The 24,571-nt window shown below is 71.2% G+C and carries 23 protein-coding genes; 14 read left to right on the plus strand and 9 right to left on the minus strand.

Annotation, left to right across the window (positions count from 1 at the left end; genetic code table 11):
* The first annotated feature begins 27 nt into the window (after positions 1-27).
* Positions 28-927: a 2-hydroxy-3-oxopropionate reductase gene (locus tag OG520_RS07870; protein ID WP_406012686.1), complete on the plus strand. Its 900-nt coding sequence runs from the start codon at positions 28-30 to the stop codon at positions 925-927.
* Positions 928-1,133: 206 nt separating this feature from the next.
* Positions 1,134-2,591 (plus strand): catalase, encoded by a 1,458-nt coding sequence (locus OG520_RS07875; protein ID WP_406012687.1) that lies wholly within the window; start codon positions 1,134-1,136, stop codon positions 2,589-2,591.
* A gap of 440 nt (positions 2,592-3,031) precedes the next feature.
* On the opposite strand, the gene gcl is transcribed toward OG520_RS07875, so the two are convergent.
* Entirely contained in the window at positions 3,032-4,807 is a 1,776-nt protein-coding gene (gcl, locus tag OG520_RS07880) for a glyoxylate carboligase (RefSeq protein ID WP_406012688.1), read from the minus strand.
* Positions 4,808-5,064: 257 nt separating this feature from the next.
* Between gcl and OG520_RS07885 the strand changes: the two genes are divergently transcribed.
* The 3 genes from OG520_RS07885 (at position 5,065) to OG520_RS07895 (ending at position 6,840) form a co-directional block, all read left to right on the plus strand.
* Positions 5,065-5,793, plus strand: a complete 729-nt coding sequence (locus tag OG520_RS07885) for a hypothetical protein (protein WP_406016439.1) — start codon at positions 5,065-5,067, stop codon at positions 5,791-5,793.
* 193 nt (positions 5,794-5,986) lie between these two features.
* Positions 5,987-6,541 (plus strand): GNAT family N-acetyltransferase, encoded by a 555-nt coding sequence (locus OG520_RS07890; RefSeq protein WP_399329173.1) that lies wholly within the window; start codon positions 5,987-5,989, stop codon positions 6,539-6,541.
* A gap of 77 nt (positions 6,542-6,618) precedes the next feature.
* A complete protein-coding gene (locus OG520_RS07895; protein ID WP_266428732.1) occupies positions 6,619-6,840 on the plus strand; it encodes a hypothetical protein in 222 nt (73 codons plus the stop codon).
* Between the two features lie 22 nt (positions 6,841-6,862).
* On the opposite strand, the gene OG520_RS07900 is transcribed toward OG520_RS07895, so the two are convergent.
* Both OG520_RS07900 and OG520_RS07905 read right to left on the minus strand, forming a co-directional pair.
* Positions 6,863-8,470 (minus strand): AMP-binding protein, encoded by a 1,608-nt coding sequence (locus OG520_RS07900; RefSeq protein WP_406012689.1) that lies wholly within the window; start codon positions 8,468-8,470, stop codon positions 6,863-6,865.
* Entirely contained in the window at positions 8,467-10,143 is a 1,677-nt protein-coding gene (locus OG520_RS07905) for an AMP-binding protein (protein ID WP_399329170.1), read from the minus strand. The genes OG520_RS07900 and OG520_RS07905 overlap by 4 nt, the downstream gene beginning before the upstream one ends.
* Before the next feature lie 132 nt (positions 10,144-10,275).
* Between OG520_RS07905 and OG520_RS07910 the strand changes: the two genes are divergently transcribed.
* Positions 10,276-11,118, plus strand: coding sequence for a response regulator transcription factor (locus tag OG520_RS07910; protein WP_266428724.1), 843 nt, complete (start codon positions 10,276-10,278; stop codon positions 11,116-11,118).
* Between the two features lie 67 nt (positions 11,119-11,185).
* Here the strand turns inward: OG520_RS07910 and OG520_RS07915 are convergent, their stop codons facing one another.
* On the minus strand, positions 11,186-12,340 hold the full coding sequence (locus OG520_RS07915) for a winged helix DNA-binding domain-containing protein (RefSeq protein ID WP_406012690.1): 1,155 nt from the start codon (positions 12,338-12,340) through the stop codon (positions 11,186-11,188).
* Positions 12,341-12,470: 130 nt separating this feature from the next.
* Between OG520_RS07915 and OG520_RS07920 the strand changes: the two genes are divergently transcribed.
* Positions 12,471-13,346 (plus strand): DMT family transporter, encoded by an 876-nt coding sequence (locus tag OG520_RS07920; protein WP_399329167.1) that lies wholly within the window; start codon positions 12,471-12,473, stop codon positions 13,344-13,346.
* Between the two features lie 135 nt (positions 13,347-13,481).
* Positions 13,482-13,907: a cold shock domain-containing protein gene (locus tag OG520_RS07925; RefSeq protein WP_356481241.1), complete on the plus strand. Its 426-nt coding sequence runs from the start codon at positions 13,482-13,484 to the stop codon at positions 13,905-13,907.
* Between the two features lie 34 nt (positions 13,908-13,941).
* Here OG520_RS07925 and OG520_RS07930 read toward each other — a convergent pair whose 3' ends face one another.
* Positions 13,942-14,172, minus strand: coding sequence for a DUF6296 family protein (locus OG520_RS07930; protein ID WP_266428713.1), 231 nt, complete (start codon positions 14,170-14,172; stop codon positions 13,942-13,944).
* Between the two features lie 244 nt (positions 14,173-14,416).
* Between OG520_RS07930 and OG520_RS07935 the strand changes: the two genes are divergently transcribed.
* Complete coding sequence (locus OG520_RS07935) at positions 14,417-14,869, plus strand: DUF5709 domain-containing protein (protein ID WP_406012691.1); 453 nt, start codon at positions 14,417-14,419, stop codon at positions 14,867-14,869.
* A gap of 144 nt (positions 14,870-15,013) precedes the next feature.
* Positions 15,014-15,382 (plus strand): nuclear transport factor 2 family protein, encoded by a 369-nt coding sequence (locus OG520_RS07940; protein WP_406012692.1) that lies wholly within the window; start codon positions 15,014-15,016, stop codon positions 15,380-15,382.
* Positions 15,383-15,422: 40 nt separating this feature from the next.
* Here OG520_RS07940 and OG520_RS07945 read toward each other — a convergent pair whose 3' ends face one another.
* The 4 genes from OG520_RS07945 to OG520_RS07960 form a co-directional block, all read right to left on the minus strand.
* Complete coding sequence (locus tag OG520_RS07945) at positions 15,423-15,923, minus strand: SRPBCC family protein (RefSeq protein WP_406012693.1); 501 nt, start codon at positions 15,921-15,923, stop codon at positions 15,423-15,425.
* A 76-nt stretch (positions 15,924-15,999) separates the two neighbouring features.
* A complete protein-coding gene (locus OG520_RS07950) occupies positions 16,000-16,917 on the minus strand; it encodes an alpha/beta fold hydrolase (protein ID WP_406012694.1) in 918 nt (305 codons plus the stop codon).
* A gap of 25 nt (positions 16,918-16,942) precedes the next feature.
* Positions 16,943-18,193: a beta-ketoacyl-[acyl-carrier-protein] synthase family protein gene (locus OG520_RS07955; protein ID WP_399329161.1), complete on the minus strand. Its 1,251-nt coding sequence runs from the start codon at positions 18,191-18,193 to the stop codon at positions 16,943-16,945.
* Complete coding sequence (locus tag OG520_RS07960) at positions 18,190-18,423, minus strand: acyl carrier protein (protein ID WP_406012695.1); 234 nt, start codon at positions 18,421-18,423, stop codon at positions 18,190-18,192. The genes OG520_RS07955 and OG520_RS07960 overlap by 4 nt, the downstream gene beginning before the upstream one ends.
* A 227-nt stretch (positions 18,424-18,650) precedes the next feature.
* Here OG520_RS07960 and OG520_RS07965 point away from each other — a divergent pair, with 227 nt between their 5' ends.
* From OG520_RS07965 to OG520_RS07980, 4 genes are all read left to right on the plus strand, one after another.
* Positions 18,651-19,367: a nitroreductase family protein gene (locus OG520_RS07965; protein WP_406012696.1), complete on the plus strand. Its 717-nt coding sequence runs from the start codon at positions 18,651-18,653 to the stop codon at positions 19,365-19,367.
* Positions 19,368-19,590: 223 nt separating this feature from the next.
* Positions 19,591-21,141, plus strand: coding sequence for a peptidoglycan-binding protein (locus tag OG520_RS07970; RefSeq protein ID WP_406012697.1), 1,551 nt, complete (start codon positions 19,591-19,593; stop codon positions 21,139-21,141).
* 305 nt (positions 21,142-21,446) lie between these two features.
* A complete protein-coding gene (locus tag OG520_RS07975; protein WP_399329157.1) occupies positions 21,447-22,901 on the plus strand; it encodes an MFS transporter in 1,455 nt (484 codons plus the stop codon).
* Positions 22,902-22,995: 94 nt separating this feature from the next.
* Positions 22,996-24,567, plus strand: coding sequence for an FGGY family carbohydrate kinase (locus OG520_RS07980; protein WP_406012698.1), 1,572 nt, complete (start codon positions 22,996-22,998; stop codon positions 24,565-24,567).
* Positions 24,568-24,571: the final 4 nt, after the last annotated feature.

Genomic DNA, 24,571 nt, shown 5'->3' on the forward strand with positions numbered 1-24,571 from the left:
TACACACGCTTATCGGAAGGCACCCTCATGAGCAACAACCTCCCCAAGGTTGCGTGGATCGGACTCGGCATCATGGGCTCCCCCATGTCCGAGAACCTGATCAAGGCCGGGTACGACGTCACCGGTCACACCCTGGAGCAGGTGAAGATCGACCGGCTGGTCGCGGCCGGCGGCACCGGCGCGGGCTCGATCGCCGAGGCGGTCCGGGACGCCGATGTCGTCATCACGATGGTGCCCGCCTCCCCGCAGGTCGAGGCCATCGCCTACGGCCCCGACGGCATCCTGGAGAACGCCAGGCCCGGCGCACTGCTGATCGACATGTCGTCGATCACTCCGCAGACCTCCGTGGACCTCGCGAAGAACGCGAAGGGCAAGGGCATCCGGGTGCTCGACGCCCCGGTCTCCGGCGGCGAGGCCGGTGCCGTCGAGGCGGTGCTGTCGATCATGGTCGGCGGCGAGCAGGCCGACTTCGACGCGGCCCAGCCGATCCTCCGGGCGCTCGGCAGGACCATCGTGCTGTGCGGTCCGCACGGCTCCGGCCAGACGGTGAAGGCCGCCAACCAGCTGATCGTCGCGGTCAACATCCAGGCGTGCGCCGAGGCCGTCGTCTTCCTGGAGAAGTCCGGCGTCGACCTGGCCGCCGCGCTGGACGTCCTCAACGGCGGACTGGCCGGCTCGACCGTCCTGACCCGCAAGAAGGACAACTTCCTCAAGCGGGACTTCGCGCCGGGCTTCCGGATCGACCTGCACCACAAGGACATGGGCATCGTCACGGACGCCGCCCGCAATGTCGGCGCCGCGCTGCCCGTCGGCGCCGTGGTCGCCCAGCTCGTCGCCTCGCTGCGCGCGCAGGGCGACGGCGGCCTGGACCACTCGGCACTGCTGCGCTCGGTCGAGCGCCTGTCGGGGCAGCCCGTCCAGGCCTGACCGGCCCGGCAACCCGGAGACTTCCGGACGGTGTCGGCGCTGACACCTGTCCTGTCGCGCCCAGGCGTCGGCGCCGTCCGGAACACCAGCCAACAAATTCAACAAACTGTTGACGTCGGGTTCGGGGCGTACTTACGCTCCTGGAGCCCCGAGCCGTCGCAGTTCAGCAGCTCAGCAGCTCCCGTACGGAAGGTCGCCCCGACACCATGACGCAGCGTGTGCTTACGACCGAGTCAGGCGCCCCGGTCGCCGACAACCAGAACTCCGCCACCGCCGGAGTCGGTGGCCCGATCCTCCTCCAGGACCAGCACCTGCTGGAGAAGCTGGCCCGTTTCAACCGGGAGCGCATTCCGGAGCGCGTGGTCCACGCCCGCGGCTCCGGCGCGTACGGCTACTTCGAAGTGACCGACGACATCACCGCCTTCACCCGGGCGGACTTCCTCTCCGAGGTCGGCAAGCGCACCGAGACCTTCATCCGCTTCTCGACCGTCGCCGACTCGCTGGGCGGCGCGGACGCGGTGCGCGACCCGCGCGGCTTCGCCCTCAAGTTCTATACGGACGAAGGCAATTACGATCTGGTCGGCAACAACACCCCGGTGTTCTTCATCAAGGACCCGATCAAGTTCCCCGACTTCATCCACTCGCAGAAGCGCGACCCCTTCACGGGCCGTCAGGAGCCGGACAACGTCTGGGACTTCTGGGCCCACGCCCCCGAGGCGACGCACCAGGTCACCTGGCTGATGGGTGACCGCGGCATCCCCGCCTCGTACCGTCACATGAACGGCTACGGCTCGCACACCTACCAGTGGACGAACGCCGAGGGCGAGGCCTTCTTCGTCAAGTACCACTTCAAGACGAACCAGGGTGTGCGGTCCCTCTCCAGCGAGCAGGCCGCCGAACTCGCGGGCCAGGACGGCAGCTCGCACCAGACGGACCTGCTCCAGGCGATCGAGCGCGGGGTGAACCCGTCCTGGACGCTGTACGTGCAGGTCATGCCGGCCGCCGAGGCCGCGGGCTACCGCTTCAACCCGTTCGACGTGACCAAGGTGTGGCCGCACAGCGACTACCCGCTCCAGCGGGTGGGCCGACTGGTCCTGGACCGCAACCCGGACAATGTCTTCGCCGAGGTCGAGCAGGCCGCGTTCTCCCCGAACAACTTCGTGCCGGGCATCGGTCCTTCGCCGGACAAGATGCTCCAGGGCCGGCTGTTCGCCTACGCGGACGCGCACCGCTACCGGCTGGGCGTCAACCACACCCAGCTCCCGGTGAACGCGCCGCGCACCGCGGTCGTCGACAACTACGGCCGCGACGGGCTGCACGCCACCCGCAACGGTTCGCGCCACGACAAGAACTACGAGCCCAACTCGTACGCGGGCCCCGCCCACACCGACGCGGCGCTCTCCGCACGGCTCGCCGTCCACGGCTGGACCGGCACCCACGCGGCGCCCGCCCACACCAAGGACGACGACTTCTTCCAGGCGGGCGAGCTGTACCGGCTCATGTCCGAGGAGGAGAAGGGGCGTCTGGTCGCCAACATCGCCGGTGGCCTTTCCCAGGTGACCCGCGACGACGTGATCGAGAAGAACCTCACCCATTTCCACGCCGCCGACGCCGACTACGGCAAGCGCGTGGAGGAGGCGGTCCGCGCCCTGCGCGAGGACTGAGTCTCCCACTGAGCCCTGCTCGCGCCGCGAATCCGGATGAGGGATGTCATGCGGCGCGGGCAGGACGAGGCCGCGGCGGTCGTGCGACGCCAGTGCGGTGGTGAGGGCCGGTATGCCTCCTCGTCCTCTGACCTGAATGAGGACGAGCCGTTCCGGCCCGATCGCCGCCGCCGCGGCCCCTGTTGTGTTGTTGTGTTGTGTCTCCCGCGCCAGGGCGCGGAGTACGGATACGGTCCCGTGCTCCGCGCCCTTCTTGTGTGCGCGTCCCCGGGCTTCGTGTGCGCGTCCCCGGGCTTCGTGTGCGCGTCCCCGGGCTTCGTGTGCGCGTCCCCGGGCCGGGCCCGACCCGGCACCGGGCCCTGTCCGAGGCGAGCCCCCGGACGACCGTGGCCCCCGCCCCCGGAGTCGGGGACAGGGGCCACGGGGCCGTCGGCGGTTCGTCAGGTCGTCGCGAGCGGGCGGATCGCGGTCGGCGCGTGGGCCGGCTCCGTCGCGATGTCCTCGAACTCGTTGACGGACGCGATGTCCGTACCGCTCATCGCGATGTTCGTCACCCGCTCCAGGATCGCCTCGACCACCACCGGCACCCGGAACTCCGCGGCCAGCTTCTTGGCCTCCTCGAAGGCGGGCAGCAGCTGGTCCGGCTCGGTGACGCGGATCGCCTTGCAGCCCAGCCCCTCGACGACCTTGACGTGGTCGACGCCGTACCCGCCGATCTCCGGCGAGTTGAGGTTCTCGAACTCCAGGTTGACCTGGAAGTCGATGTCGAAGTTGCGCTGCGCCTGGCGGATCAGCCCCAGGTAGGAGTTGTTCACCAGGACGTGGACGTACGGAATGCGGTGCTGCGCCCCGACGGCCAGCTCCTCCAGCATGAACTGGAAGTCGTAGTCGCCGGATAGCGCGACCACGGAGCCGTCCGGGTCGGCCGTGGCGACGCCCAGCGCGGCCGGGATGGTCCAGCCGAGCGGGCCCGCCTGGCCGCAGTTGATCCAGTGGCGCGGCCGGTACACGTGCAGCATCTGCGCGCCGGCGATCTGCGAGAGGCCGATCGTGGTGACGTACCGGGTCTCGGGGCCGAACGCCCGGTTCATCTCCTCGTACACCCGCTGCGGCTTCAGCGGCACGTTGTCGAAGTGGGTGCGGCGCTGGAGGGCCGCCCTGCGCTCCTGGGTGGACGCGGCCCACTGCGAGCGGTCCTTGAGCTTCCCGGCCGCCTTCAGATCGCGCGCCACCTCGACGAACAGCTCCAGCGCCGCCCTGGCATCGGAGGCGATGCCGAGGTCGGGGGCGAAGATCTTGCCGATCTGGGTGGGCTCGATGTCCACGTGGACGAACGTGCGGCCCCGGGTGTAGACGTCCAGCTTGCCGGTGTGGCGGTTGGCCCAGCGGTTGCCGATACCGAGGACGAAGTCGGACTCCAGGAAGTTCGCGTTGCCGTAGCGGTGCGAGGTCTGCAGGCCGACCATGCCCGCGTTCAGCTCGTGGTCGTCGGCGATGGCGCCCCAGCCCATCAGGGTCGGGACGACCGGGACGCCGGTCAACTCGGCGAACTCGACGAGGAGTTCGGACGCGTCGGCGTTGATGACGCCGCCGCCCGCGACGAGCAGCGGACGCTCGGAGGCGTTCAGCATCTCCAGCGCCCGCTCGATCTGCTTGCGGGTCGCGGCGGGCTTGTGCACCGGCAGCGGCTCGTACAGGTCGGGGTCGAACTCGATCTCGGTGAGCTGGACGTCGATGGGCAGGTCGATGAGGACCGGTCCGGGACGGCCGGTGCGCATCAGGTGGAAGGCCCGCTGGAGGACGCCGGGGACCTGGGCGGCTTCGAGGACGGTCGTCGCGGCCTTGGTGACGGGCGCCGCGATCGAGGCGATGTCGACCGCCTGGAAGTCCTCCTTGTGGAGCACGGCGGTCGGGGCCTGGCCGGTGATGCAGAGGATCGGAATGGAGTCGGCGATGGCGGAGTACAGGCCGGTGATCATGTCGGTGCCGGCCGGCCCCGACGTACCGATGCAGACACCGATGTTCCCCGGGCGCGCCCGGGTGTAGCCCTCCGCCATGTGGGAGGCGCCCTCGACGTGACGGGCGAGCGTGTGATGAACCCCGCCGGAGGCCTTGAGGGCCGCGTAGAAGGGATTGATCGCCGCGCCCGGCACACCGAACGCGTTGCTGACGCCTTCGCGCTTGAGGATCTCAACTGCCGCTCGGGCAGCGGTCATTCGAGGCATTGAGTGCTCCTGCTCGGACCTGGTGGATTCGGGCTCTGTCGCGCCACCTGAGAGCACCAATTCCGTATTACGGAAATTTGATTCTGTTATACGGAAGTCAATCTAAGGCGGGCCCCGGCGACCGTCAAGAGACGGCGCACGGAGCCGCCGAGTGCGCGCTCCGGTCCACGAAGTACGTCAAGTCCCTCCCCAGTGCCTCCCGCCTGGTGGACGATGGGGGTTTGGAGCGGAGCCGGAGGGCGATCATGGTGGAGTCGGTGCCGGTACGCTGCCCGGCCTGCGGCCGCGACCACGCGTACAGCCCGCCGGCCTACCCCTGCCCGTGCGGGGCACCGACCGCCCCGCCCCTGCTGCGCGGCGCCCCGGTCGTACCGATCACCCACCGCACCTGGAACGACGACTGGGTGACGGTGCGCTGCCCCGACTGCGGGCGCCTGGACCAGTGGCCGCAGCCGGAACTGTGCTGCCCGTGCGGGACGGTGCTGCGCGTCCCGGTCCGGCCGGCGGCGGCGCCCGGCGGAGATACAGCGCCCGAGGACGGTACCCGGCCCGCCGGGCCCTCGCACATCCCGCTGCCGCGTACGGCCCCGGCGCCCCGGCCCGCGTTCCGGGCCCTCGCGATCCACGGCGCGGGCGACGCGCTCGCGACCGCGGCCCGGTATCTGAGCTGGCTGGGCTACCGCGACGTGGTGCAGCGGTCGAAGCCCTCGCCCGCCCGGATCGATCTGCGGGCCGCCGGGCTGATGGTCCAGGTCGACACGGTCACCCGCCCGACCACCCTGCGCGACGTCGAGTGTCTCTGGCTGAACGCGCTCAGCGCATCGGTCACCGGCATCTTCTTCTCGCTCTCGGGGTACGCGCCGGACGCGGCGGCACGCGCGGACGGCCTGGGCATGCCGCTCTTCGTGCTGGACCCGGCGGGAACGCCGCAGCCAGTCAACAGCCCGGCCGACGAGCTGCTCAGCACCGGGGCCTGAGAGCCTGTCGGGTGACCTCGGATCGGAAAAGCGGACGCGGTCTGGTGCGTGCGATTCCAAGGCGGAGAAGGGAGTCAGCGCGGAGCGTTGGCGACCGACGACAACGCGGGAAGCGTGCGTGCCAGGGCGTGGCCGCCCGGTCGGAGGTCACCCGACAGGCTCTGAGCCGCGTCCGGGGCGACATACTGGCCGTATGCGCATCCGTACCGCCCGCCGCACCGACCTTCCGCTGCTCCAGGACATCGAGCGGGCCGCCGGCGAACCGTTCCGCACGCTCGACATGTCCACGATCGCGGACGACGAGCCGCCGCCGCTCGCCCTGCTGGACGAGTACCGCCGGGCCGGCCGCGCCTGGGTGGCCGCGGACCCCGACGACCACCCGGTCGGCTATCTGATCGCCGACCCGGTCGACGGGGCGGCCCACATCGAGCAGGTCTCCGTGCACCCGTCCGCCGCGCGGCGCGGCGTGGGCAGCACACTCATCGATCACCTCGCCGGATGGGCGGGTGAACGCGGTCTGGGCGCACTCACGCTCACGACCTTCTCCCACGTCCCCTGGAACGCGCCGTACTACGCCCGCCTCGGCTTCCGCACCCTCGACGATTCCGAACTCACCGACGGGCTGCGGAAGATCAGGGCACAGGAGGCGGAACACGGCCTCGACCACTGGCCGAGGGTCTGCATGCGCCGCGAGATCCCGCACACCGGGCACCTCCGGCAGCTCACCGGAGCCGACCGGCAACAGTGAGTGCAATCGGTCACGTTCAGGCCAGGGGGCCACAAATGTTCGGCCCGCTGTCAGTGGCGGGCCTTAAGGTAGTGCTCATGGCTTTAACTCCACGGCACACCCCACCTGACGACCGGCCGCGCACGTCCCGGCCGGCGCCCCCGTCCGCCGCCCAGGCGAACGAGGCGATACGCGCGTTCGTGGACGCGCAGGCCGGCCAGGACTGGTCCTCCGTGGAGTCCGCCGCCTACGAGGTGCTGCTGATCGAATGGGCGGCCGCGACCCGGGGCGTCACCGGCGACATCATCGAGGCCGCCTGACGACGCCCGGGGCGCTCCGGTCCTACTGCCCGTAGCCCTCCCGCAGTTCGATCTTCCGGACCTTCCCGCTGACCGTCATCGGGAAGGCCTCCAGGATCCGCAGCTGCCGCGGGATCTTGTAGTGCGCCAACTGCTCGCGGCAGTAGGCCGTCACCTCTTCCAGGCTCGGCGGGTCCGCCGGGTCCCTCGGGATCACACAGGCCAGGATCTCCTCGCCGTAGGTGTCGTCCGGCACACCCACCACCTGCACATCCGCGATGTTCGGGTGGCCGTAGAGGAATTCCTCGATCTCCCGGGGATACACGTTCTCGCCGCCGCGGATGATCATGTCCTTGATCCGGCCGACGACCTGTACGTAGCCGTCCTCCCGCATCACCGCGAGGTCACCGGTGTGCATCCAGCGGCCGGCGTCGATGGCTTCGGCGGTCCGCTCGGGCTGCTCCCAGTAGCCGAGCATCACGCTGTAGCCACGGGTGCGGAGTTCGCCCGGCACACCGCGCTCCAGCGTCACCCCGGTCACCGGGTCGACGACCTTGACCTCGATGTGCGGCATCACGCGGCCGACGGTACCGGTGCGGCGCTCCAGGTCGTCGTCGCGGCGGGTCTGGGTGGAGACCGGTGAGGTCTCCGTCATGCCGTAGCAGATGGACACCTCGTCCATGTGCATCTCGGCCACGACCCGCTTCATCACCTCTACCGGGCAGGGCGATCCGGCCATGATGCCGGTGCGCAGCGAGGAGAGGTCGTACGAGGCGAAGTCCGGGAGGTTCAGCTCCGCGATGAACATGGTGGGGACGCCGTAGAGCGAGGTGCAGCGCTCCTGCTGCACGGCGGTGAGCACGGCGGCGGCCTCGAAGGCGGGGGCCGGGATCACGATGCAGGCGCCGTGCGAGGTGGCGCCCAGGTTCCCCATGACCATGCCGAAGCAGTGGTAGAAGGGGACGGGCAGACAGATCCGGTCCTGTTCCGTGTAGGCGACCAGCTCCCCCACGAAGTATCCGTTGTTGAGGATGTTGTGGTGGGAGAGGGTGGCCCCCTTGGGGAAGCCGGTGGTGCCGGAGGTGTACTGGATGTTGATCGGGTCGTCGCAGGACAACTCTGCTTCCCGAGCGGCGAGTTGTTCCTCCGTCACGGATCCGGAGACGGCCAGCAGTTCGTCCCAGGACGGGTCGCCGATGTAGTGCACGGCGCGCAGCGCGGGGCAGTCGGCACGGACCTGGCCGACCAGGGCGCGGTAGTCGCTGGTGCGGTGCGAGCGCGAGGCGACCAGGAGCGATATCCCGGCCTGCTTCAGCACGTACTCCAGCTCGTGCGCGCGGTACGCCGGGTTGATGTTGACCATGATGGCGCCGATGCGGGCCGTGGCGTACTGCACGAGCACCCACTCCGGGCAGTTGACCGCCCAGATGCCGACCCGGTCCCCCTTGGCCACCCCCGACGCCATCAGCGCGCGGGCCAGTTCGTCGACCGCCGCGCCGAATTCGGCGTAGGTCCAGCGTCGCCCCGACGCGACGTCCACCAGCGCCTCGCGGTCGCCGAACGTCTCGATCGCGCGGTCCAGATTGCGGCCGATGGTGTCGCCGAGGAGCGCCGTGGTGCCGGTGCCGTGCGCGTAGGAGAGCCGGCTCATCGCAGATCACCCTCGTCGTACTCGGTGCCGGTGCCCCGGGCCGTGCGCTCGCGCAGTTCGATGCGGCGGATCTTGCCGGAGACGGTCTTGGGCAGCTCGGCGAACTCCAGCCTGCGGACCCGCTTGTACGGGGCGAGGACCGACCGCGAGTGCTCGAACAGCACCTTCGCCGTGTCCGGGCCGGGCTCCCAGCCCTCCGCGAGCACGATGTACGCCTTGGGGACGGAGAGCCGGACCGGGTCGGGAGCGGGGACGACGGCGGCCTCGGCGACCGCCTCGTGCTCCAGCAGGGCACTTTCCAGCTCGAAGGGACTGATCTTGTAGTCGCTCGCCTTGAAGACGTCGTCCGCGCGCCCGACGTAGGTGATGTAGCCGTCCGCGTCGCGCGAGCCGATGTCGCCGGTGCGGTAGTAGCCGCCCGCCATGGCCTCGGCCGTGCGGTCCGGGTCGCCGTGGTAGCCGGTCATCAGGCCCACCGGGCGGCCGGACAGATCGAGGGAGATCTCGCCCTCGGCCGCGCCGGGCTCACCGGTGACCGGGTCCAGGAGCTCGACCTTGAAACCGGGGCTGGGCCGTCCCATCGAACCGGCCTTCAGCAGCTGGCCCGGGGTGTTGGCGACCTGGACGGCGGTCTCGGTCTGGCCGAAGCCGTCCCGGATGGTGACGCCCCAGGTGCGCCGCACCGTCTCGATGACCTCCGGGTTCAGCGGCTCACCGGCCGCGACGACCTCGCGCGGCGGGGTCTTCAGCTGGGCGAGATCGGCCTGGATCAGCATCCGCCAGACAGTGGGCGGGGCGCAGAAGCTGGTGACGCCGGAGCGGTCCATCTCGGCCATCAGCCGGCCCGCGTCGAAGCGGGTGTAGTTGAAGATGAAGACGGTCGCCTCGGCGCTCCAGGGCGCGAAGAGATTCGACCAGGCGTGCTTGGCCCAGCCGGGCGAGGAGATGTTGAGGTGCACGTCCCCGGGCTTGAGGCCGATCCAGTACATCGTCGACAAGTGGCCCACGGGGTACGAGACATGGGTGTGCTCGACGAGCTTGGGGCTGGCGGTGGTGCCGGAGGTGAAGTAGAGCATCAGCGGCTCGTCGGCGTCGGTCTCCCGGTCCGCCTCGAAGATCTCCGGCTGCTCGTCGGCTCCGGCGTACGACAGCCAGCCGGGCACGTCCGCGCCGACGGCGAACCGGGTGTAGCCGCCGGGCACCTCGTCGAACTTCGCGGTGTCGGTGTCCCGCACCAGGACGTGCCGGACCCGGCCGCGCTCCACCCGGTCGCGCAGGTCGACCGGGCCGAGAAGCGGGGTGGCGGGGATGACCACGGCGCGCAGCTTCATCGCGGCGAGGGCGGTCTCCCAGAGCTCGACCTGGTTGCCGAGCATGACGAGGATCCGGTCCCCGGCGCGCACGCCCTGGGCGCGCAGCCAGTTCGCGGCCTGGTTGGACCGGGCGGACATCCGGGCGAAGGACACCTCGGTGCGGCCGCCGTCCTCCTCCACGATGTGCAGGGCGGTGCGGTCGTTGTTCTCGGCGATGACGTCGAACCAGTCGAGCGCCCAGTTGAAATGGTCGGTCCTGGGCCAGCTGAAGCCCTCGTAGGCCGCGTGGTAGTCCTCACGGTGCTTCAGCAGAAAGTCCCGGGCGGCCCGGAACGTTTCCGTCGCGCTGGTTGCCGACATGTGCCCTCCTCATTGCGGACCGGACCGGTCACTTAACATCATGTAAACAGTGACCCAGGTCTCACCACCCCCGAACGGGGGTGCAGCGAGGGGGTGGCCGAGCCCCCTGGAGCCGGGCAGGGAGGCGTCAGCGTGCCGGAATCCGTCGATGCGGTCGAGATGCAGACGGCGCTGCTGCGGCTGCGCCGGACCAGTGGGCTGCCGGTGGCCTTCGGCGGGCTGCTCGCCGATGCCCGTCATGCCCGGATCGCCGAGCTGAACGGGGCACAGACCGCCGCCCTGCGCGGTCTCGTCATCTCGGCGGGCAGCGGGCTCGGCGGCAAGGCGATCGCGCTGTCCCGGCCGTGCGCGGTGACCGACTACCACTCCTCGCGCCACATCAGCCACGAGTACGACCTGGCGGTCGCGGCGGAGGGCCTGCGCTCGGTGGTCGCGGTCCCCGTCGTGGTGCGGCGCAAGGTGCGCGGTGTGCTGTACGGGGCGCTGCGCGAGCCGATCACGCTCGGGGACCGTACGTTCGACGCGGCGGTGGCCGCCGCCCGCGATGTGGAGCAGGCCCTGGTGGTACGGGACGAGGTGCAGCAGCTGCTGGCGGTGACCCGGGAGCAGATCACGGACCCGAGGGCGGCCCCGGAGGCGTGGGAGGACGTCCGCGAGGCCCACCGCGAGCTGCGGGCCCTGGTCCCGAAGGTCGTCGACCCGGCGCTGCGCGACGAACTGCTCGCGGTGTGCGGGCGGCTCGCCTCGGCGGCCGGGGCCCGCACGCCGAAGCCCTGCGAGGTGCAGCTGGCGCCGCGCGAGCTGGACGTGCTGGCCTGCGTGGCGGCGGGGGCCACGAACGCGGTGGCGGCGGAGCGGCTGGGGCTGCGGCCGGAGACGGTGAAGGGCTATCTGCGTTCGGCGATGCGCAAGCTGGGGGCGCACACCCGTCTGGAGGCGGTGGTGGCCGCCCGGCGCGCGGGGCTGTTGCCGTAGGTGACGCCGCTCCGTGCCCCGGGCATGTCCGCTCACGGTCCGAAGCCACCCGCTGTCCGGGGCCGGCTCACTCCCCGAAGTCGACGAACGTAGCGAACCGGATGTCGTGGCCGTCGGTACCGCCCGGCGCCGTCGTCATGACGGAGAGCATCCGTAGGGCCTCTTCCGTGACCGCGTCGCGCTCCGCCCGGCCGAGCCTGCCGAGTGGCTGCACGGTGAGCGGCGCCGCCCCGGAACCCGGGCGTCCGGTACCGTCGCCCAGCCGCCAGACCGCCGCGAGGAACCCGTCGACGAGCACCGTGCCGTACGCCTGATTGCCGTTCCCGTTGCGCCCGTGGAACTGCGGCGGGATCACCCGGGTGCGGTCCGCGTGGCCGAGCAGCACATTGTCGAACTCGGGCAGGAAGCGTGGCGGGGCCGGGGTGTCCTCGTCCGGGCGCGGCGCGTCCGGCAGGTCGAAGAGTTCGGCACCGTGCTCGTCCCGGAAGGTGACGAGCTCCGGCCGCAGCCGCTCGAACACCTCCCGCAGCCGGGTCAGTCCGGCCCACATCTGCATGTCCTTCACCGAGGCCGGCCCGAAGGCGGCGAGGTAGCGCAGCACCGCGGCATCGGGCGCGGGGGCCGGCTCGGACGGGGCACCGAGCCAGTGCTCGGCGGTGGTCAGCGCGACCTGGCCGCTCCTCCCCCACACCCCGCGCGGGGTCACCTGGACCAGCGGCAGCAGGCAGCGGGCGGCCACGCCCAGGGCCTGCGGGTCGGCGTCCGGCCACGCGACGAGCAACTCCTCGCGGATCTCCTTGGGCGTACGGGGCCGCTCCTCGACGAATTCCCTGCTCACCGCCCTGAGCCGGTCGAGGTCCACCCCGACGAGCCCCTTGCGGAAGATGTTGAGCTCCCGGTCGCGCGCCGCCTGGACGAGCGGGCGCAGGGTGAGCGCGTCGGCGGCGGTGTGCATATGGATGGTGGAACGCATGGTGACGATACGGACCACCTCGCGGGACTCCATCAGCGCGGCGAGCTCGGCGGGGTCGAAGCCGTCGAGGCGGGCGCAGAGCTGGTAGTAGGGCGGTTTGGTGTTCTGTGCCTGAAGACCGACCAGATGCTCCACGGCGTCCTTCGCGGACATCGCGGTCCGGCGCAGCAGCGACTGGCGCTCCAGCGTGGCGCGGCTCAGCGCGCGGGGGGAAAGCACAGCGGGTGCGGCGGGGTTCCTGGTGGCCATGGAGGCACGCTACGCGCCCTTGCGGACAGCTTCGGTCCTCGTCGTCGATCGTGCTGCGATCCGTGCGCCCCGCCGTGCCGCCGCGGCGCAGGACCCGGGATCGCGGGGCGCCCACCCGCATCATGGGTCGGTGATCAGTGTCCTGTTCGCCATCCTCACCGCGCTCAGCAACGGCACCGCCTCCGTGCTTCAGCGCCGTGCCGCCCGCACCGTCCCCGACAGCGAGGCGATGCACCTCTCACTGATCGGGCATCTGCTGCGCCAGCGGCTGTGGCTCGCCGGGATCGGTCTGGTGATCGTCGCGGCCGTCTGCCAGGCCGTGGCACTGGCCACCGGACCGATCGCCGTGGTCCAGCCGATCTTTGTGATCGAGCTGCCCGCCACACTGCTGATGGCCGCGTTCGTCATGCGCGTCCGGCTGCCCCGGCGGGTCTGGTACGGGGTGGCGGCCGTGACGCTCGGGCTGGCCCTGGGCATGGCCTCCGCGGCGCCCGGCGGCGGCAGCACGTCCGTGCACGGTGCGGCCTGGATCCCCGCGCTGATCCTGACCGGGCTCTTCGAGGCCGCACTGATCGGCGCGGCCCTGAGCAGCCGCGGCAACACCCGGGGCGCGCTGCTCGGCCTCGCCGCCGCGTGCGGGTACGCCCTGACGGCCGCGCTCATGAAGGACGCCATGGCACGGCTCGAAGGGGGCGGCGGAGCGGTGGCGCTCCTGACGTCCTGGCAGCTGTACGCCACCGCGGCGGCCGGGGTGGGCGCCCTGTTCCTCCTGCAGAACGCCCTCCAGGCGGGCACGCTGGTCGCCGTCCAGCCGATGCTGACCCTCGGAGACGCCCTGATCAGCGTGGTGTACGGGGTGACGCTGTTCGGCGAGGAGCTGCGCACCGGATGGTGGGTGCTGCCCGAGCTGGTCGCGCTCACCCTGATCACGGCGGGCTGCGTGGAGCTGGCCCGCTCCCCGCTGGCGGCCGGAAATCCGGCCCCGCCCGCCCGCAGGGTCAGGTGAGCCGTCCGCCGCCCGGCCCGGGAAGGGGTGATTGCTCTCGATCGGGTCGCGCCGCCCGACCGCTCGGGGCTATTCTCCGGTCGAGCCATGTGTGGCGTACGGGCAAGGGGCCCGGTTTCTTTTCTGGGGGTCGGTGTGGTTTCTGGTCGCGTTGTGCGGTTCGACGGAGCTCGGGGATACGGCTTCATCGCGCCCGATCACGGGGGTGAGGACGTCTTCCTCCATGTGAACGACATGCTGATCCCCGAGTCCTACGTACACACGGGTACGGCGGTCGAGTTCGAGATCGAGGACGGAGACCGCGGGCTGAAGGCATCGTCCGTCCGGCTGGCCGAGGGGCCCGACGGGAAGCCCCTGACTCCACCGAGACCCGTGACCGTCACCGCTTCCGGAGCGGCCGACGACGACACCCTGTGCGACGTGCTCAGCGCGGCCGAGTACACCAGGGACGTGACCGACGTCCTGCTGGAGTCCGCGCCTTCGCTGACGGGCGCTCAGATCCTGCAGATCCGGCGCGGGTTGCTGCAGTTCGCCAAGAACCACGGCTGGACCGAGGGCTGACGGCCGTCACCCCGGTACCGGGCCGTCCGCCCGCTCAGCCGCTCGGCTCCCGCACCACCAGCGGGGTGCCGAGCACCTGGTGTCCGCCGCTGGCGAGCATGCGCACCTCGCCCCGGTCGCTGATCTCCGCGCGCACGATTCCGGTCTCGTCCTCGTAGATCGGGTAGCCGCCCGCCCCGGACTGCGCCGTGCGCCGGACGGTCACCGTGTCGTCCTCCACGGCGGACGCCTGAAATACCAACTGGTAGCTCTCCGGGTAATCCATGTCCGTTCTCCGATGCGGATGGGGCAGGGCATGTTCCGCCCACCTCTTCCATCGTCCCTCCGACCGGCCCGCACCGCCCGAGCAGCGGCCCACGGCTGCGGGCTCATGCCCGAGCCACTTATCCTGAACGCATACGGGTGGTTCGACGGTACTCGGGCGCATATCGCATGAATAGCCCCCTTTCTCCCGAATCGTGTGCACGGCATGCACGCCCGGGATCCCCGAAACCGGGAAGGGACACACCATGATGGATGCCGACAGGGGAGACGATGTCTACCAGCCCCAGCAGCCGGAGGCCTCGGACCTCGCCGAGCAGCTCGACGTCGAGGACACCCTGGACAACCGGGGGCTGACCGACGCACTCGACGAGGGCTACTCCCCGCCCGAGCGGCCGTGGGCGGTGGAGGACCGGGGCACCACCGCCGCCGAACAGCACGACGGCGAGACACTGGACGGCCGCCTGGCCCGCGAACTCCCCGAGGCCCCCGGTGCCGACGGCGACGGCATGGGGGATCTGCCCGACGGCGATGGCGAGCTCTGGGACGCGGAGGTCGGTACGGTACGCGCCGGGCGGCTCACCCGGCAGCTGGACATCGACGAGCCGGACACCATGGCGGGCGAGGACGTCGGGATCGACGGGGCCGCGGCATCGGCCGAGGAAGCCGCCATGCACGTGGTGTCGGACGGCCAGGGATGAGACGGCGGCCCGCCGCCCCTGCCACCCCCGTCCGACCATGACTTCGGAGGTAATCGACGCCTTTCCCGCCGTCGGACATCGTGTTCCTCACGAGCCCACGAGGGCCCGGCCCGAGGGCCGGCACGCGAGGAGAGGAACAGCACGATGACCGCATACGAGGACGCCGTTCAGCGCTACTTCGCCGCCTGGAACGCGACCGCCGCCGAGGAGCTGGCGAAGGCCGTCGAGGCCGCCTTCACCGAGAGCGCCACCTACACCGACCCGCTGGCCGATGTGAGCGGCCACGAGGGGCTCGCGGCTGTGATCGACGGCGCCCATCAGCAGTTCCCCGGTTTCGAGTTCCGGATCACCGGCACGCCGGACGGACATCACGACATCGTGCGCTTCAGCTGGGAACTGGTCTCCGCCGCCGACGGTTCGGCGCCCGTCGCCGGGTCGGACGTGATCACCCTCGCCGACGACGGACGCATCGCCTCGGTCAGCGGCTTCCTCGACCGGGTGCCCGGCGCCTGAGCGTCCGACGGGAGGCGGACCCGGCACCGCGCCGCCCGCCTCAGGCCGGCTCGTCGAGGAACTTCCCGCCCTCCAGAAGGGTCTTGAGCGTCGACAGGATCGCGACCCAGCCGCCGCTGACACCCTCCAGCATCCTGCTGCCGGGGCTGTCGAACCCGTCGTGGGTGATCGTCAGCTTGATCCCCATCTCGGGCTCCTCGGCCGGCTCGATGTCGAAGGCGACCCTCGACCGCTCCCGGACGGCCTTCTCCCACTCCTCGTCCGAGGCGAAGTCGAACATCTGGCGGTGCATGGGCTGCAGGGTGTGCCAGGTGTACGAGAGCCGCCTGCCGGGATCCGCCTCCAGGACACGCTGACCGACCTCCTCGAACTCACCGTCCGGGTCCATCTTCCAGCGGACCGGTGCGCCGGCCTTCCAGGTCGAATCGGGGCCGTATCCGCCCATGTAGATCTTGATGAGTTCGGGGTCGGTCAGCGCCTGATAGAGCTTCTCGGCGGTGGTCTGGATGTAGATGACGTAGACGAACTCGGGCTTGTCCATGACCGTTCCTTCCAGGGTCTGATCGAGGTGGGACAGCGCGGTCGGCAGTGGTGTTCGTGCGTGGTCCGGGCAGGTCCTACGGGGTGTCGGCGAAGTCCGGTCCGGCCGGTGACCGCGACGCCCGCGACTGCGCCGGGAGTGCCGCGAGTCCGGGTGCCGCTTCCAGCGGGCGGTCGGTGAAGAAGCGGGCGGCGAGGTCCGCGACGTCGTCCGGGCGCTCCAGGACGACCCAGTGGTCGGACTCCCCGATCGTGACGAACCTGCTGCCCTCGATCGTGGCGGCGAAGGCCCGCTGCCGCTCGGGCGAGGTCACCGTGTCGTGCTCGCCCGCGAAGACCAGGGCCGGTACGCCGGCCAGTCCGCCGGAGAAGTCCGGCCGCCGGCCCAGTGCCCGGTGCAGCGACTGCGCGGCGTGCGGGGAGTGGGTGAGGGCGTACAGGAACGAGCGCCGCACATAGCGTCGCGCCAACTCGCCTCGGTGGATGTTCCGTTCGGGGTCCTGACACATCAGCACCCCGGCGGCCAGACCGGCGAGCCCCTCCAGGTCGCCGGTGTCCAGCCGGGAGACGGCGCGGCCCCACTGGGCCCGCTGGCCGTCGGTGATGTGGACGGGTACCCCGCCGAGGATCAGCCGGGCGATCCGGCCGGGGTTCCGGCGGGCGCAGCCGAAGGCGATCGATGTGCCGTAGGAGAACCCGAAGAGGTTGACCCTGGGCACGTCCAGATCGTCGATGATTCCGGTGACGGCGTCGTACAGGACGTCGTCACCCGCACCGGGCGGGAGCGGGTCCGCGTCGCCCATGCCGGGCAGGTCGGCCGTGACCACGGAGGCGATCGGCCCCAGGTGGTCGTCCATCTGCGGCCAGCCGTACATCCCCTGGAGCGCGCCGCCGAGAATGACGACCGGTTCGGTGTGCGGCGAGGGCTGCCTCAGGACCCGGTAGCCGTAGCGCAGCCCGTCCACCGACAGGGTCCGGATGATCTCGTCGGCCATGGTTCCGTGCCTCTTGGTTTCCGGGTCAGGCCCTGGTGAGAACGAGTGCGGCGTTGTGTCCGCCGAAACCGAGCGAGGTCTTGACGGCCGCGTCGAACGTTCCCGGCCGGGCCTCCTTGCTCACCACTTCGATGGGGATCGCGGGGTCGGGGGCGTCGAGGTTCACGGTGGGCGGTACGAGCCGGTGCTGGAGCGCCAGCACGGTCAGCGCGGTCTCGATGCCGCCGGCGGCACCCAGGGTGTGTCCGGTCATCGCCTTCGTCGAGGTGACCAGGGGGTGCTCACCGAGGACCCGGCGCAGCATCGTCGCCTCGATGAGGTCGTTGGAGACGGTCGAGGTGCCGTGGGCGTTGACATGGCCGATGTCCCCGGCCCCGATTCCGGCGTCCGCGAGCGCGAAGCGCAGGGCCCGCTCGATGCCCAGGCCCTCGGGGTCGGGGGCGACGGCGGAGTAGGCATCGCTGGAGGCGCCGTATCCCGCGATGTGCGCGCGGACGGTGGCGCCGCGGGCTCGGGCGTGCTCCGGCCGTTCCAGGACGAGGAGTCCGGCGCCCTCGCCGATGACGAAGCCGTCCCGGTGGGTGTCGAACGGGCGGCAGGCCGCCTCGGGGTCCTCACGCCGGGTGGAGACGGCCTTGAGCTGGCAGGCGCTGGCGATCAGCAGTCGGGAGCAGACCGATTCGGCGCCGCCCGCGATGACGATGTCGCAGGCCCCGGTGCGCAGCATCTGGTGGGCGGTGCCGATGGCGACGGTGCCGGAGGAGCAGGCGGTGGAGACGGCCTGGCTCGGGCCGAGTGCGCCCAGGTCGGTGGCGACGCTGCTGGCCGCGCCGTTGACGACGGTGAGCGGGGCGAGCTTCGGGGAGACACGGCGTGCGCCGCGTTCGGTGAGGGTGGTGTGCTGCTCGTCGTAGAACGGCAGTCCGCCGTGCGCGGAACCGATGACGACGGCGACGCGTCCGCCGTCCCAGACCGAGGGGTCGAGACCGGCGTCGGCGACGGCCTCGCGGGCCGCGATGACGGCCAGTTGCGAGAAGCGGTCCATCAGCCGCGCGGTCGCCACCCCGAGCAGCGCCCTCGGGTCGAGGCCGGTGATGGTGTACATGAAGTCGCAGGGCAGGCCGTGGAGTTCGGGCCGGTGCGGGACCGACGGCGCGGTCGACGCCTCGGAGACCGTGCGCCAGGTCGCCTCGGCCCCGGTGCCCGCGGCGGTCACCATGCCGATCCCGGTGACGGCGGCGGCGAACGGCTCGGGGCGGTACGGACGGCCCGTCACGCGGCGGCCTTGCGGTGCACCGCGTCGACGAGTTGGCCGATGGTGTCCCGCGAGGTCAGCTGGACGTCGTCCAGATCGACGCCCATCCGGTCCTCGATGAGCAGCCGCAGTTCCTCCAGCGCCAGTGAGTCGAGCCTGAGGTGACGGAGCGACACCTCGGGCCGGATGGCGAGCGGATCGGTGCCGAAGTTCGCCACCAGCAAGGTGCTGATCTCTTCTGCCGTGCTCATGCGGCGCTCCTGCGCTCTCGTACGCGGTGACGCCCTGCCGCGTGAGGTGTGCGTGCCATCGGGGGACGCCGGCTGGTCCGGAGGAACCATTTATACGCCTTCGCGAAGGTGGATCCGATCCGCGTTCCCCCGTGCGGTGGGGGGCCGTCCAGGTGTACGAATTCACATGGTTTACGGCGACCGGCAGGCCTCCCGCCGCCGATGACCGGCCCGTACACTCCGCGATCATGACGATCGACACGACTCATGCCGACGGACCCGCGCTCTTCCCGACGATGTCCACCATGCGTGCGATGCGCCGCCTGAAGCCTGAACCGGTGCCGGACGAGACGCTGGAGCAGCTCATACAGGCCGCCGTCTGGGGTCCCAGTGGCGGCAACATGCAGTGCTACGAGTACGTCGTGGTGACCGACCGCGAGGTGATGGCGCGTCTGGCGCCGCTGTGGAAGCGGTGCGTGGACGCCTATCTGGCGACGACGGGGAAGTACCCGCCGAAGGGCATGGACGAGGCGGCGTACGGCCGGATGGTCGCCGCGATCGAGTACCAGCGCGACCACTTCGCCGATACGCCGGCGCTGATCGTGCCCTGTTACCGGTTCCCGGAGCCGCGCCTGGACGAGGAGGGGCTGCCGGCCTCCGCACAGGCACTCGGGCCGGCCGCGGCCGAGCACATGATGAAGATCCAGACGCGCTTCCAGGCGCTCGCCGAGGGCTCCTGCGTCTACCCGGGGGTGCAGAACGTCCTCCTCGCCGCGCGGGCCCTGGGACTCGCGGCGAACATCACCATCTGGCACCTGATGCTGGAACAGGAGTGGAAGGAGGCCCTCGGCATCCCCGAGGACATGCACACCTACGCCGCCATTCCGGTCGGGTGGCCGCAGGGCAACTTCGGGCCGGTACGGCGCCGCCCGGTGGCGGACGTCATCCACCGCGACCGCTGGTAGCCCGGGGCCGGCTGCCCGCCCTGCCCGGTGACGCCCCATCCGCTCACCGGGCAGGCCCCGTGATTCCGCGTCAACCCATGGGAGTGAAAGGGGGTTCGACACACCGGGCAAATGATTGTCATGCCCTGGACAGATGGATACGCTGAGCGGGCTTCGCGGCCCCTCGGCCCACCCCACTCGGGCCCGGGGGCCGTTCTCTTCCCCCCACCGAGCAGGAGCAGGTATGCCCAGCCGCGCCGCAGCCCACGCAAAGGGCCGCGCATCCGTTTTGGCGGCCCTCACCGCCACCGTCCTCACCGTGACCGGCTCGCCGGCCTTCGCCGCACCGGACGGCGGCCACCCGATGAACCGGGCGTTCGCGCGGGCCGCCGCGGAGTTCGACGTACCGCGCGATCTGCTCGCCGCCGTCGGTTACGGCGAGACCCGGCTCGACGGCCACTCCGGGCGCCCCAGCCAGGCCAACGGCTATGGCGTGATGCATCTGGTGAGCAACCCCACGAACCGGACCCTGGAACGGGCGGCGGCCCTCACCGGCAAGCCCCTCGCCGAGCTCCGCACCGACACCGGGGCCAACATCCTGGGCGGCGCGGCGGTGCTGCGCAGTTACGCGGACAAGCTCGGCCTCGACGCCCGGGACCGCGACGACATCGACGCCTGGTACCCGGCCGTCGCCCGGTACGGCGGCGCGCGGGGACCCGCCGCCGCCCTCTACGCCGACACCGTCTACACCTTCCTGGCCGACGGGCTCAGGGCGGTCGTCCCCGGCGGCGAGCGGATCTCCGTGACGAGCCGTCCGGTCGCCCCGCAGAAGGGTTCGCTCTCCGCCACCGGCGTACGCACCCAGAGCCCCGACTACCCGTCGGCGCTGTGGGTCCCGGCCGACCCGCACAACTTCGCGGCGGGCCGCTCGGCGAAGATCGACAAGGTGATCGTCCATGTCACGCAGGGCTCGTACGCGGGCTCGATCAGCTGGTTCCAGAACCCGACCGCGGAGGTGAGCGCCCACTACGTGGTGCGCTCCTCCGACGGCGAGATCACCCAGACGGTGCGCGACAGCGACACCGCGTACCACGCCAGGAGCGCCAACGCCTCGGCGCTCGGCATCGAGCACGAGGGGTTCATCGACGACCCGTCCTGGTTCACGGACACGATGTACCGGTCGTCGGCGGCCCTGACCACGTACCTGTGCGACCGGTACGGGATCCCGAAGGACCGGGCGCACATCATCGGGCACAGCGAGGCACCGGGCAACGACCACACCGACCCGGGGCCCTACTGGGACTGGACGCGCTACATGCAGCTGGTCGGCGGGGACACCGGCGGCGACCGTGCCGACGGGCTGAGCTTCGCCGCGTACGCGACCCAGCAGAGCGGCTCGACGGGTGCCCAGGTCAAGGCGGTCCAGCAGCTGCTGAACGACCAGGGCTACACCGCGGGCGCGGTGGACGGCAGCTTCGGCCCGGCCACGAAGACCGCGGTGACGGCGTATCAGACGGCCCGCGGACTGGACGCCGACGGCGTGGTGGAGGCCAGGACCTGGACCGCGCTGCTGTCGGCCGGCGCGACGCCGAGCCTCCAGCAGGGCGTCTCGGGCGACGGGGTGAAGCGGCTCCAGCGCTCGCTGACCGCGGCGCTCGGCTCGACGGTCGGCGTCGACGGCAGCTTCGGCCCGGCGACGGTGAGTGCGGTACGCGGCTATCAGACGAGCCGGGGACTGACGGCCGACGGCGTCGTGGGGCCGGACACCTGGGCGGCGCTGCAGACGGGTCGCTGACATCCGTCACCACGGGCGGGGCGGGGTGCGTGCGGATCGCCCCGCCCCGCGCGCACCTCTCGCGCGCCCCCGCTCCCGCCCTCCGGACCCATGTCACGTTCAAGTAACCTGCCGGAAACCCTTGACGTTTCTCCTGGCTCGTTCTTAACCTCACTGCGTAGTTCGCATTCCTTGCAGTTCACGTGCTGCGGCGCTTTCCGCAGTGTTTTGACAGGCACAGACATAGACCACCTGTCGGTGGTTTCGTCATGCCTGTTTTTTTGTGCTCCCCGTGCCGCCGATGGGTCTTCCTCGAAGGCGGATTCATGGCACAACGTCCGAGCGTCAAAGGCGTCGCCGACGTCGTTGCGCTCATCGATGGGCTGGGAAAGATCACCGGCCGGGCGCAGGTCATCTGGTTTCTCGTGTTCGGCGGGCTGTTTCTCGACGCCTATTCGAACGCCGCGCTGAGCGCCGGTCTGGGGCCGATGACGTCCCAGATGGAGCTCACCAGCACCCAGGTCTCGATCCTCACGGCCACCGCTCCGGCCCTGGCGATCATCTTCAACCCGGTCGGCGGCTGGCTCGCCACCCGGATCGGCCGTGTTCCCCCGCTGCTCATCGCCAAGGTGTTCGCCATCGCGGGCGCCCTGCTGGCCGCCTTCGCCGGTGACTTCACCGTGGTCTGGTTCGGCCGGGTCCTGGTGGGCGTCGCGTACGGCATCGACTTCGCCGTCGCCATGGCGCTGCTCGCCGAGTACACGCCCGCGAAGCTGGGCGGGCGGCTGAACCTGTGGCAGGCCGTCTGGTACGTCGCCACCACCAGCAACCTCGCGCTCGCCCTGCTCTTCTTCAACCTGGACGTCGGCGCGGACATCTGGCGCTGGTCGGTCGGCTCGGCCGCGGTCGTCGCCGCCGCCCTGCTCCTGGGCCAGTGGCTGATGCTGCGGGAGAGCCCCACCTGGCTGGCGAGCAAGGGCCGGCTGGACGAGGCCGTCGTCAACCTGGACAGGATCTACAAGATCAAGGCCGTCGCCGGGAAGCCCGACGAGGCGACCCGCGCCGCCGCCGAGGCGCCCGCCATCGGGTTCCGCCAGGCCGGACTGCTCTTCAAGGGCGAGTACCTGCCGCGCACGGTCCTCTCCTCGGTCATCTCGCTCGGCCAGTCGATGCAGTACTTCGCGGTCGGCTGGTACCTCCCGCTGATCAGCCTGACGATCTTCGGCGAGAGTTTCGAGAAGGCCACCATCGGCTCGATGGTCTTCAACGCCTTCGGTATCGCGGGCGGGCTCCTCTCCGCCTACTTCGGCCGCCGGCTCGGGCTGCGTCTCAGCTCCGCCGCCGGGTTCGCCGGTGTCTTCGTGGCGCTGCTCGCGATGGGGCTGACCTTCGAGAAGGTGCCCACGGCCGTGGCGTTCCTGCTGCCGGTGCTGTTCATCCTCTGCCACTCCGCGGGCCCCGGCGCCAACGGCAAGTCCATCGCCGCGCTCTCGTACAGCAGCGACGTCCGTGCGCTCGGCACCGGTGTCACCGGGATGGTCGGCAGCTTCGGCAGTGTGGTCGGGCTGTACGTCTTCCCGCAGATCAAGGACTCGCTGGGGCTCGCCGACACCTTCCTGGTGCTCTCCGTCGTGCCGCTGCTCGGCCTGATCACCTGTCTGGCGATCAAGTGGGACCCCACGAAGGCCGCGTCCCCCGACGAGGTCGCCGGGCAGGACCGGGCCGCCGCCGGCGCCCAGGCGGGTCCGTCGGAATCCGCGGAGTCCGTGACCGCGCGCTGACCGGCCACCGGGCCTGTCGCACCACACGATGGTCCCCTCCCCTCTCTCCCCCTCCGCACAGCTCGCTCGCGATGCTCGCAATGAAAGGGCTGCAATGACGCAGACGTTCCCCGGCGCCGCCCCACGGCGCGGTGTGCTGTCCATCGACGAGGGCACCACGGGCACCCGGGCCGGAGTCGTCCTCGACTCGGGCGCCGCCCACGAGGTGTTCTACCGGTCGATCAAGGTCAGTCATCCGGACGACCTCTCGGTCGAGCAGGACCCGATGGAGATCTGGACCGCCACCGTCGAGGTGGCACGCCGGGCCGTCGGCCGGGCCCGCGAGGAGGGCATCGGGATCACCGCGGTGGCGCTCTCCACCCAGCGGGCCACCGCGATGCTGTGGGACCGGGTGACCGGGCGGCCACTGCTCCCCGCGGTGGTGTGGCAGGACCGGCGGCACGCGGCCGAGCTCACCGCGTACGAGGCGGAGTGGGACGCCGCCCTGCTGGCCCGGCAGGGCCGGCCGGTCGGCGCCCGCGCACCGTTCCTCTGGGCCGCCCGGCAGATCGCCGCGCACCCGGAGGTGGCCGCCTCGCACCGCGAGGGCCGGCTGCTCTTCGGCACCGTCGACACCTGGCTGATCTGGCGGCTCACCGGCGGCGCCGTGCACGCCACGACGCCGACGAACGCCGCCTCCACCGGCGGTTACCTCCTGGAGCGGCACGCCTGGGACGAGGAGTGGATCAGCCACCTCGGCTTCCCCCTCGACCTGCTCCCGGAGCTCCGCTCCGACGACGCCGGATTCGGTACCACCGACCCGGCCGCCCTCGGGATCGCCGTCCCGCTGGCCGCCTCCATGGGCGACCAGCACGCCGCACTCGTCGCGCTCGGCGGTCTCGCCGCCGGGCAGGGCATGTGCGTGTACGGGACCGGCGCCTTCGTCGACGCGGCGACCGGCACCACGCCCGCCCTGCCCCGGCCGGACATCTCCGGGGTGCTCGCCCAGCCCGGCCGGCGGCAGGGCGACATCAGCCACTACAGCCTGGAGGCGTACACCTCCACGGCGGGATCGGCGCTGCGCTGGCTCTGCGACGACCTGGGCCTGTTCGCATCGCCGAAGGAGCTCGGTGAGGAGGCGGGCCGGGTCCCCACCCGGCCGGGCCGCACCCCGCGTTTCGTCCCGGCGCTCGCCGGGGTCCGTACGCCGGTCTGGCACCCGGAGGCCACCGCATCCCTCACCGGGCTCACCCTCGCCACCACCCGCGCCGACCTCGCCCGCGCCGTGCTCGACGGGATCGCGCACTCGGTGTGCGACCTGATCGACGGGGTCGCCGACACCATGGGCACACCGTTCACCCGGCTCCGGGTCGGTGGCGGTGTCTCCGGCAGCGACCCGCTCATGCGGATCCAGGCCGACCTGACCGGCCTGCCGCTGGAGCGGGTCTCCGACTCCGCCACCGCCAGCCTGCGGGGCACCGCGTATCTCGCCGGTGTCGCCCAGGGCCTGTGGTCCTCGCTCGAAGAGGTCGTCGAGGCACAGCCGCTCGGCCGGATCTTCGAGCCCTCGATCACGGCGGCCGAGCGCACCGCACAGCGGTCCGCCTGGCGCGACGTGCTGATCGCCCACCTCGGCGACCCGGCGCTGCTCCCACTGAAGGACCCCGAACCTCACACCCCCCACTGACGGC

The organism is Streptomyces sp. NBC_00984 (genome assembly GCF_045162475.1).
Lineage (GTDB): Bacteria > Actinomycetota > Actinomycetes > Streptomycetales > Streptomycetaceae > Streptomyces.

What these genes read in the sequence shown, in the direction of transcription:
- OG520_RS07870 (WP_406012686.1), top strand. Translation starts at nt 28, where the DNA reads ATGAGCAACAACCTCCCCAAGGTTGCGTGGATCGGACTCGGCATCATG.
- OG520_RS07875 (WP_406012687.1), top strand. Translation starts at nt 1,134, where the DNA reads ATGACGCAGCGTGTGCTTACGACCGAGTCAGGCGCCCCGGTCGCCGAC.
- gcl (WP_406012688.1), bottom strand. Translation starts at nt 4,807, where the DNA reads ATGACCGCTGCCCGAGCGGCAGTTGAGATCCTCAAGCGCGAAGGCGTC.
- OG520_RS07890 (WP_399329173.1), top strand. Translation starts at nt 5,987, where the DNA reads ATGCGCATCCGTACCGCCCGCCGCACCGACCTTCCGCTGCTCCAGGAC.
- OG520_RS07895 (WP_266428732.1), top strand. Translation starts at nt 6,619, where the DNA reads ATGGCTTTAACTCCACGGCACACCCCACCTGACGACCGGCCGCGCACG.
- OG520_RS07900 (WP_406012689.1), bottom strand. Translation starts at nt 8,470, where the DNA reads ATGAGCCGGCTCTCCTACGCGCACGGCACCGGCACCACGGCGCTCCTC.
- OG520_RS07905 (WP_399329170.1), bottom strand. Translation starts at nt 10,143, where the DNA reads ATGTCGGCAACCAGCGCGACGGAAACGTTCCGGGCCGCCCGGGACTTT.
- OG520_RS07915 (WP_406012690.1), bottom strand. Translation starts at nt 12,340, where the DNA reads ATGGCCACCAGGAACCCCGCCGCACCCGCTGTGCTTTCCCCCCGCGCG.
- OG520_RS07930 (WP_266428713.1), bottom strand. Translation starts at nt 14,172, where the DNA reads ATGGATTACCCGGAGAGCTACCAGTTGGTATTTCAGGCGTCCGCCGTG.
- OG520_RS07935 (WP_406012691.1), top strand. Translation starts at nt 14,417, where the DNA reads ATGATGGATGCCGACAGGGGAGACGATGTCTACCAGCCCCAGCAGCCG.
- OG520_RS07940 (WP_406012692.1), top strand. Translation starts at nt 15,014, where the DNA reads ATGACCGCATACGAGGACGCCGTTCAGCGCTACTTCGCCGCCTGGAAC.
- OG520_RS07945 (WP_406012693.1), bottom strand. Translation starts at nt 15,923, where the DNA reads ATGGACAAGCCCGAGTTCGTCTACGTCATCTACATCCAGACCACCGCC.
- OG520_RS07950 (WP_406012694.1), bottom strand. Translation starts at nt 16,917, where the DNA reads ATGGCCGACGAGATCATCCGGACCCTGTCGGTGGACGGGCTGCGCTAC.
- OG520_RS07960 (WP_406012695.1), bottom strand. Translation starts at nt 18,423, where the DNA reads ATGAGCACGGCAGAAGAGATCAGCACCTTGCTGGTGGCGAACTTCGGC.
- OG520_RS07965 (WP_406012696.1), top strand. Translation starts at nt 18,651, where the DNA reads ATGACGATCGACACGACTCATGCCGACGGACCCGCGCTCTTCCCGACG.
- OG520_RS07970 (WP_406012697.1), top strand. Translation starts at nt 19,591, where the DNA reads ATGCCCAGCCGCGCCGCAGCCCACGCAAAGGGCCGCGCATCCGTTTTG.
- OG520_RS07975 (WP_399329157.1), top strand. Translation starts at nt 21,447, where the DNA reads ATGGCACAACGTCCGAGCGTCAAAGGCGTCGCCGACGTCGTTGCGCTC.
- OG520_RS07980 (WP_406012698.1), top strand. Translation starts at nt 22,996, where the DNA reads ATGACGCAGACGTTCCCCGGCGCCGCCCCACGGCGCGGTGTGCTGTCC.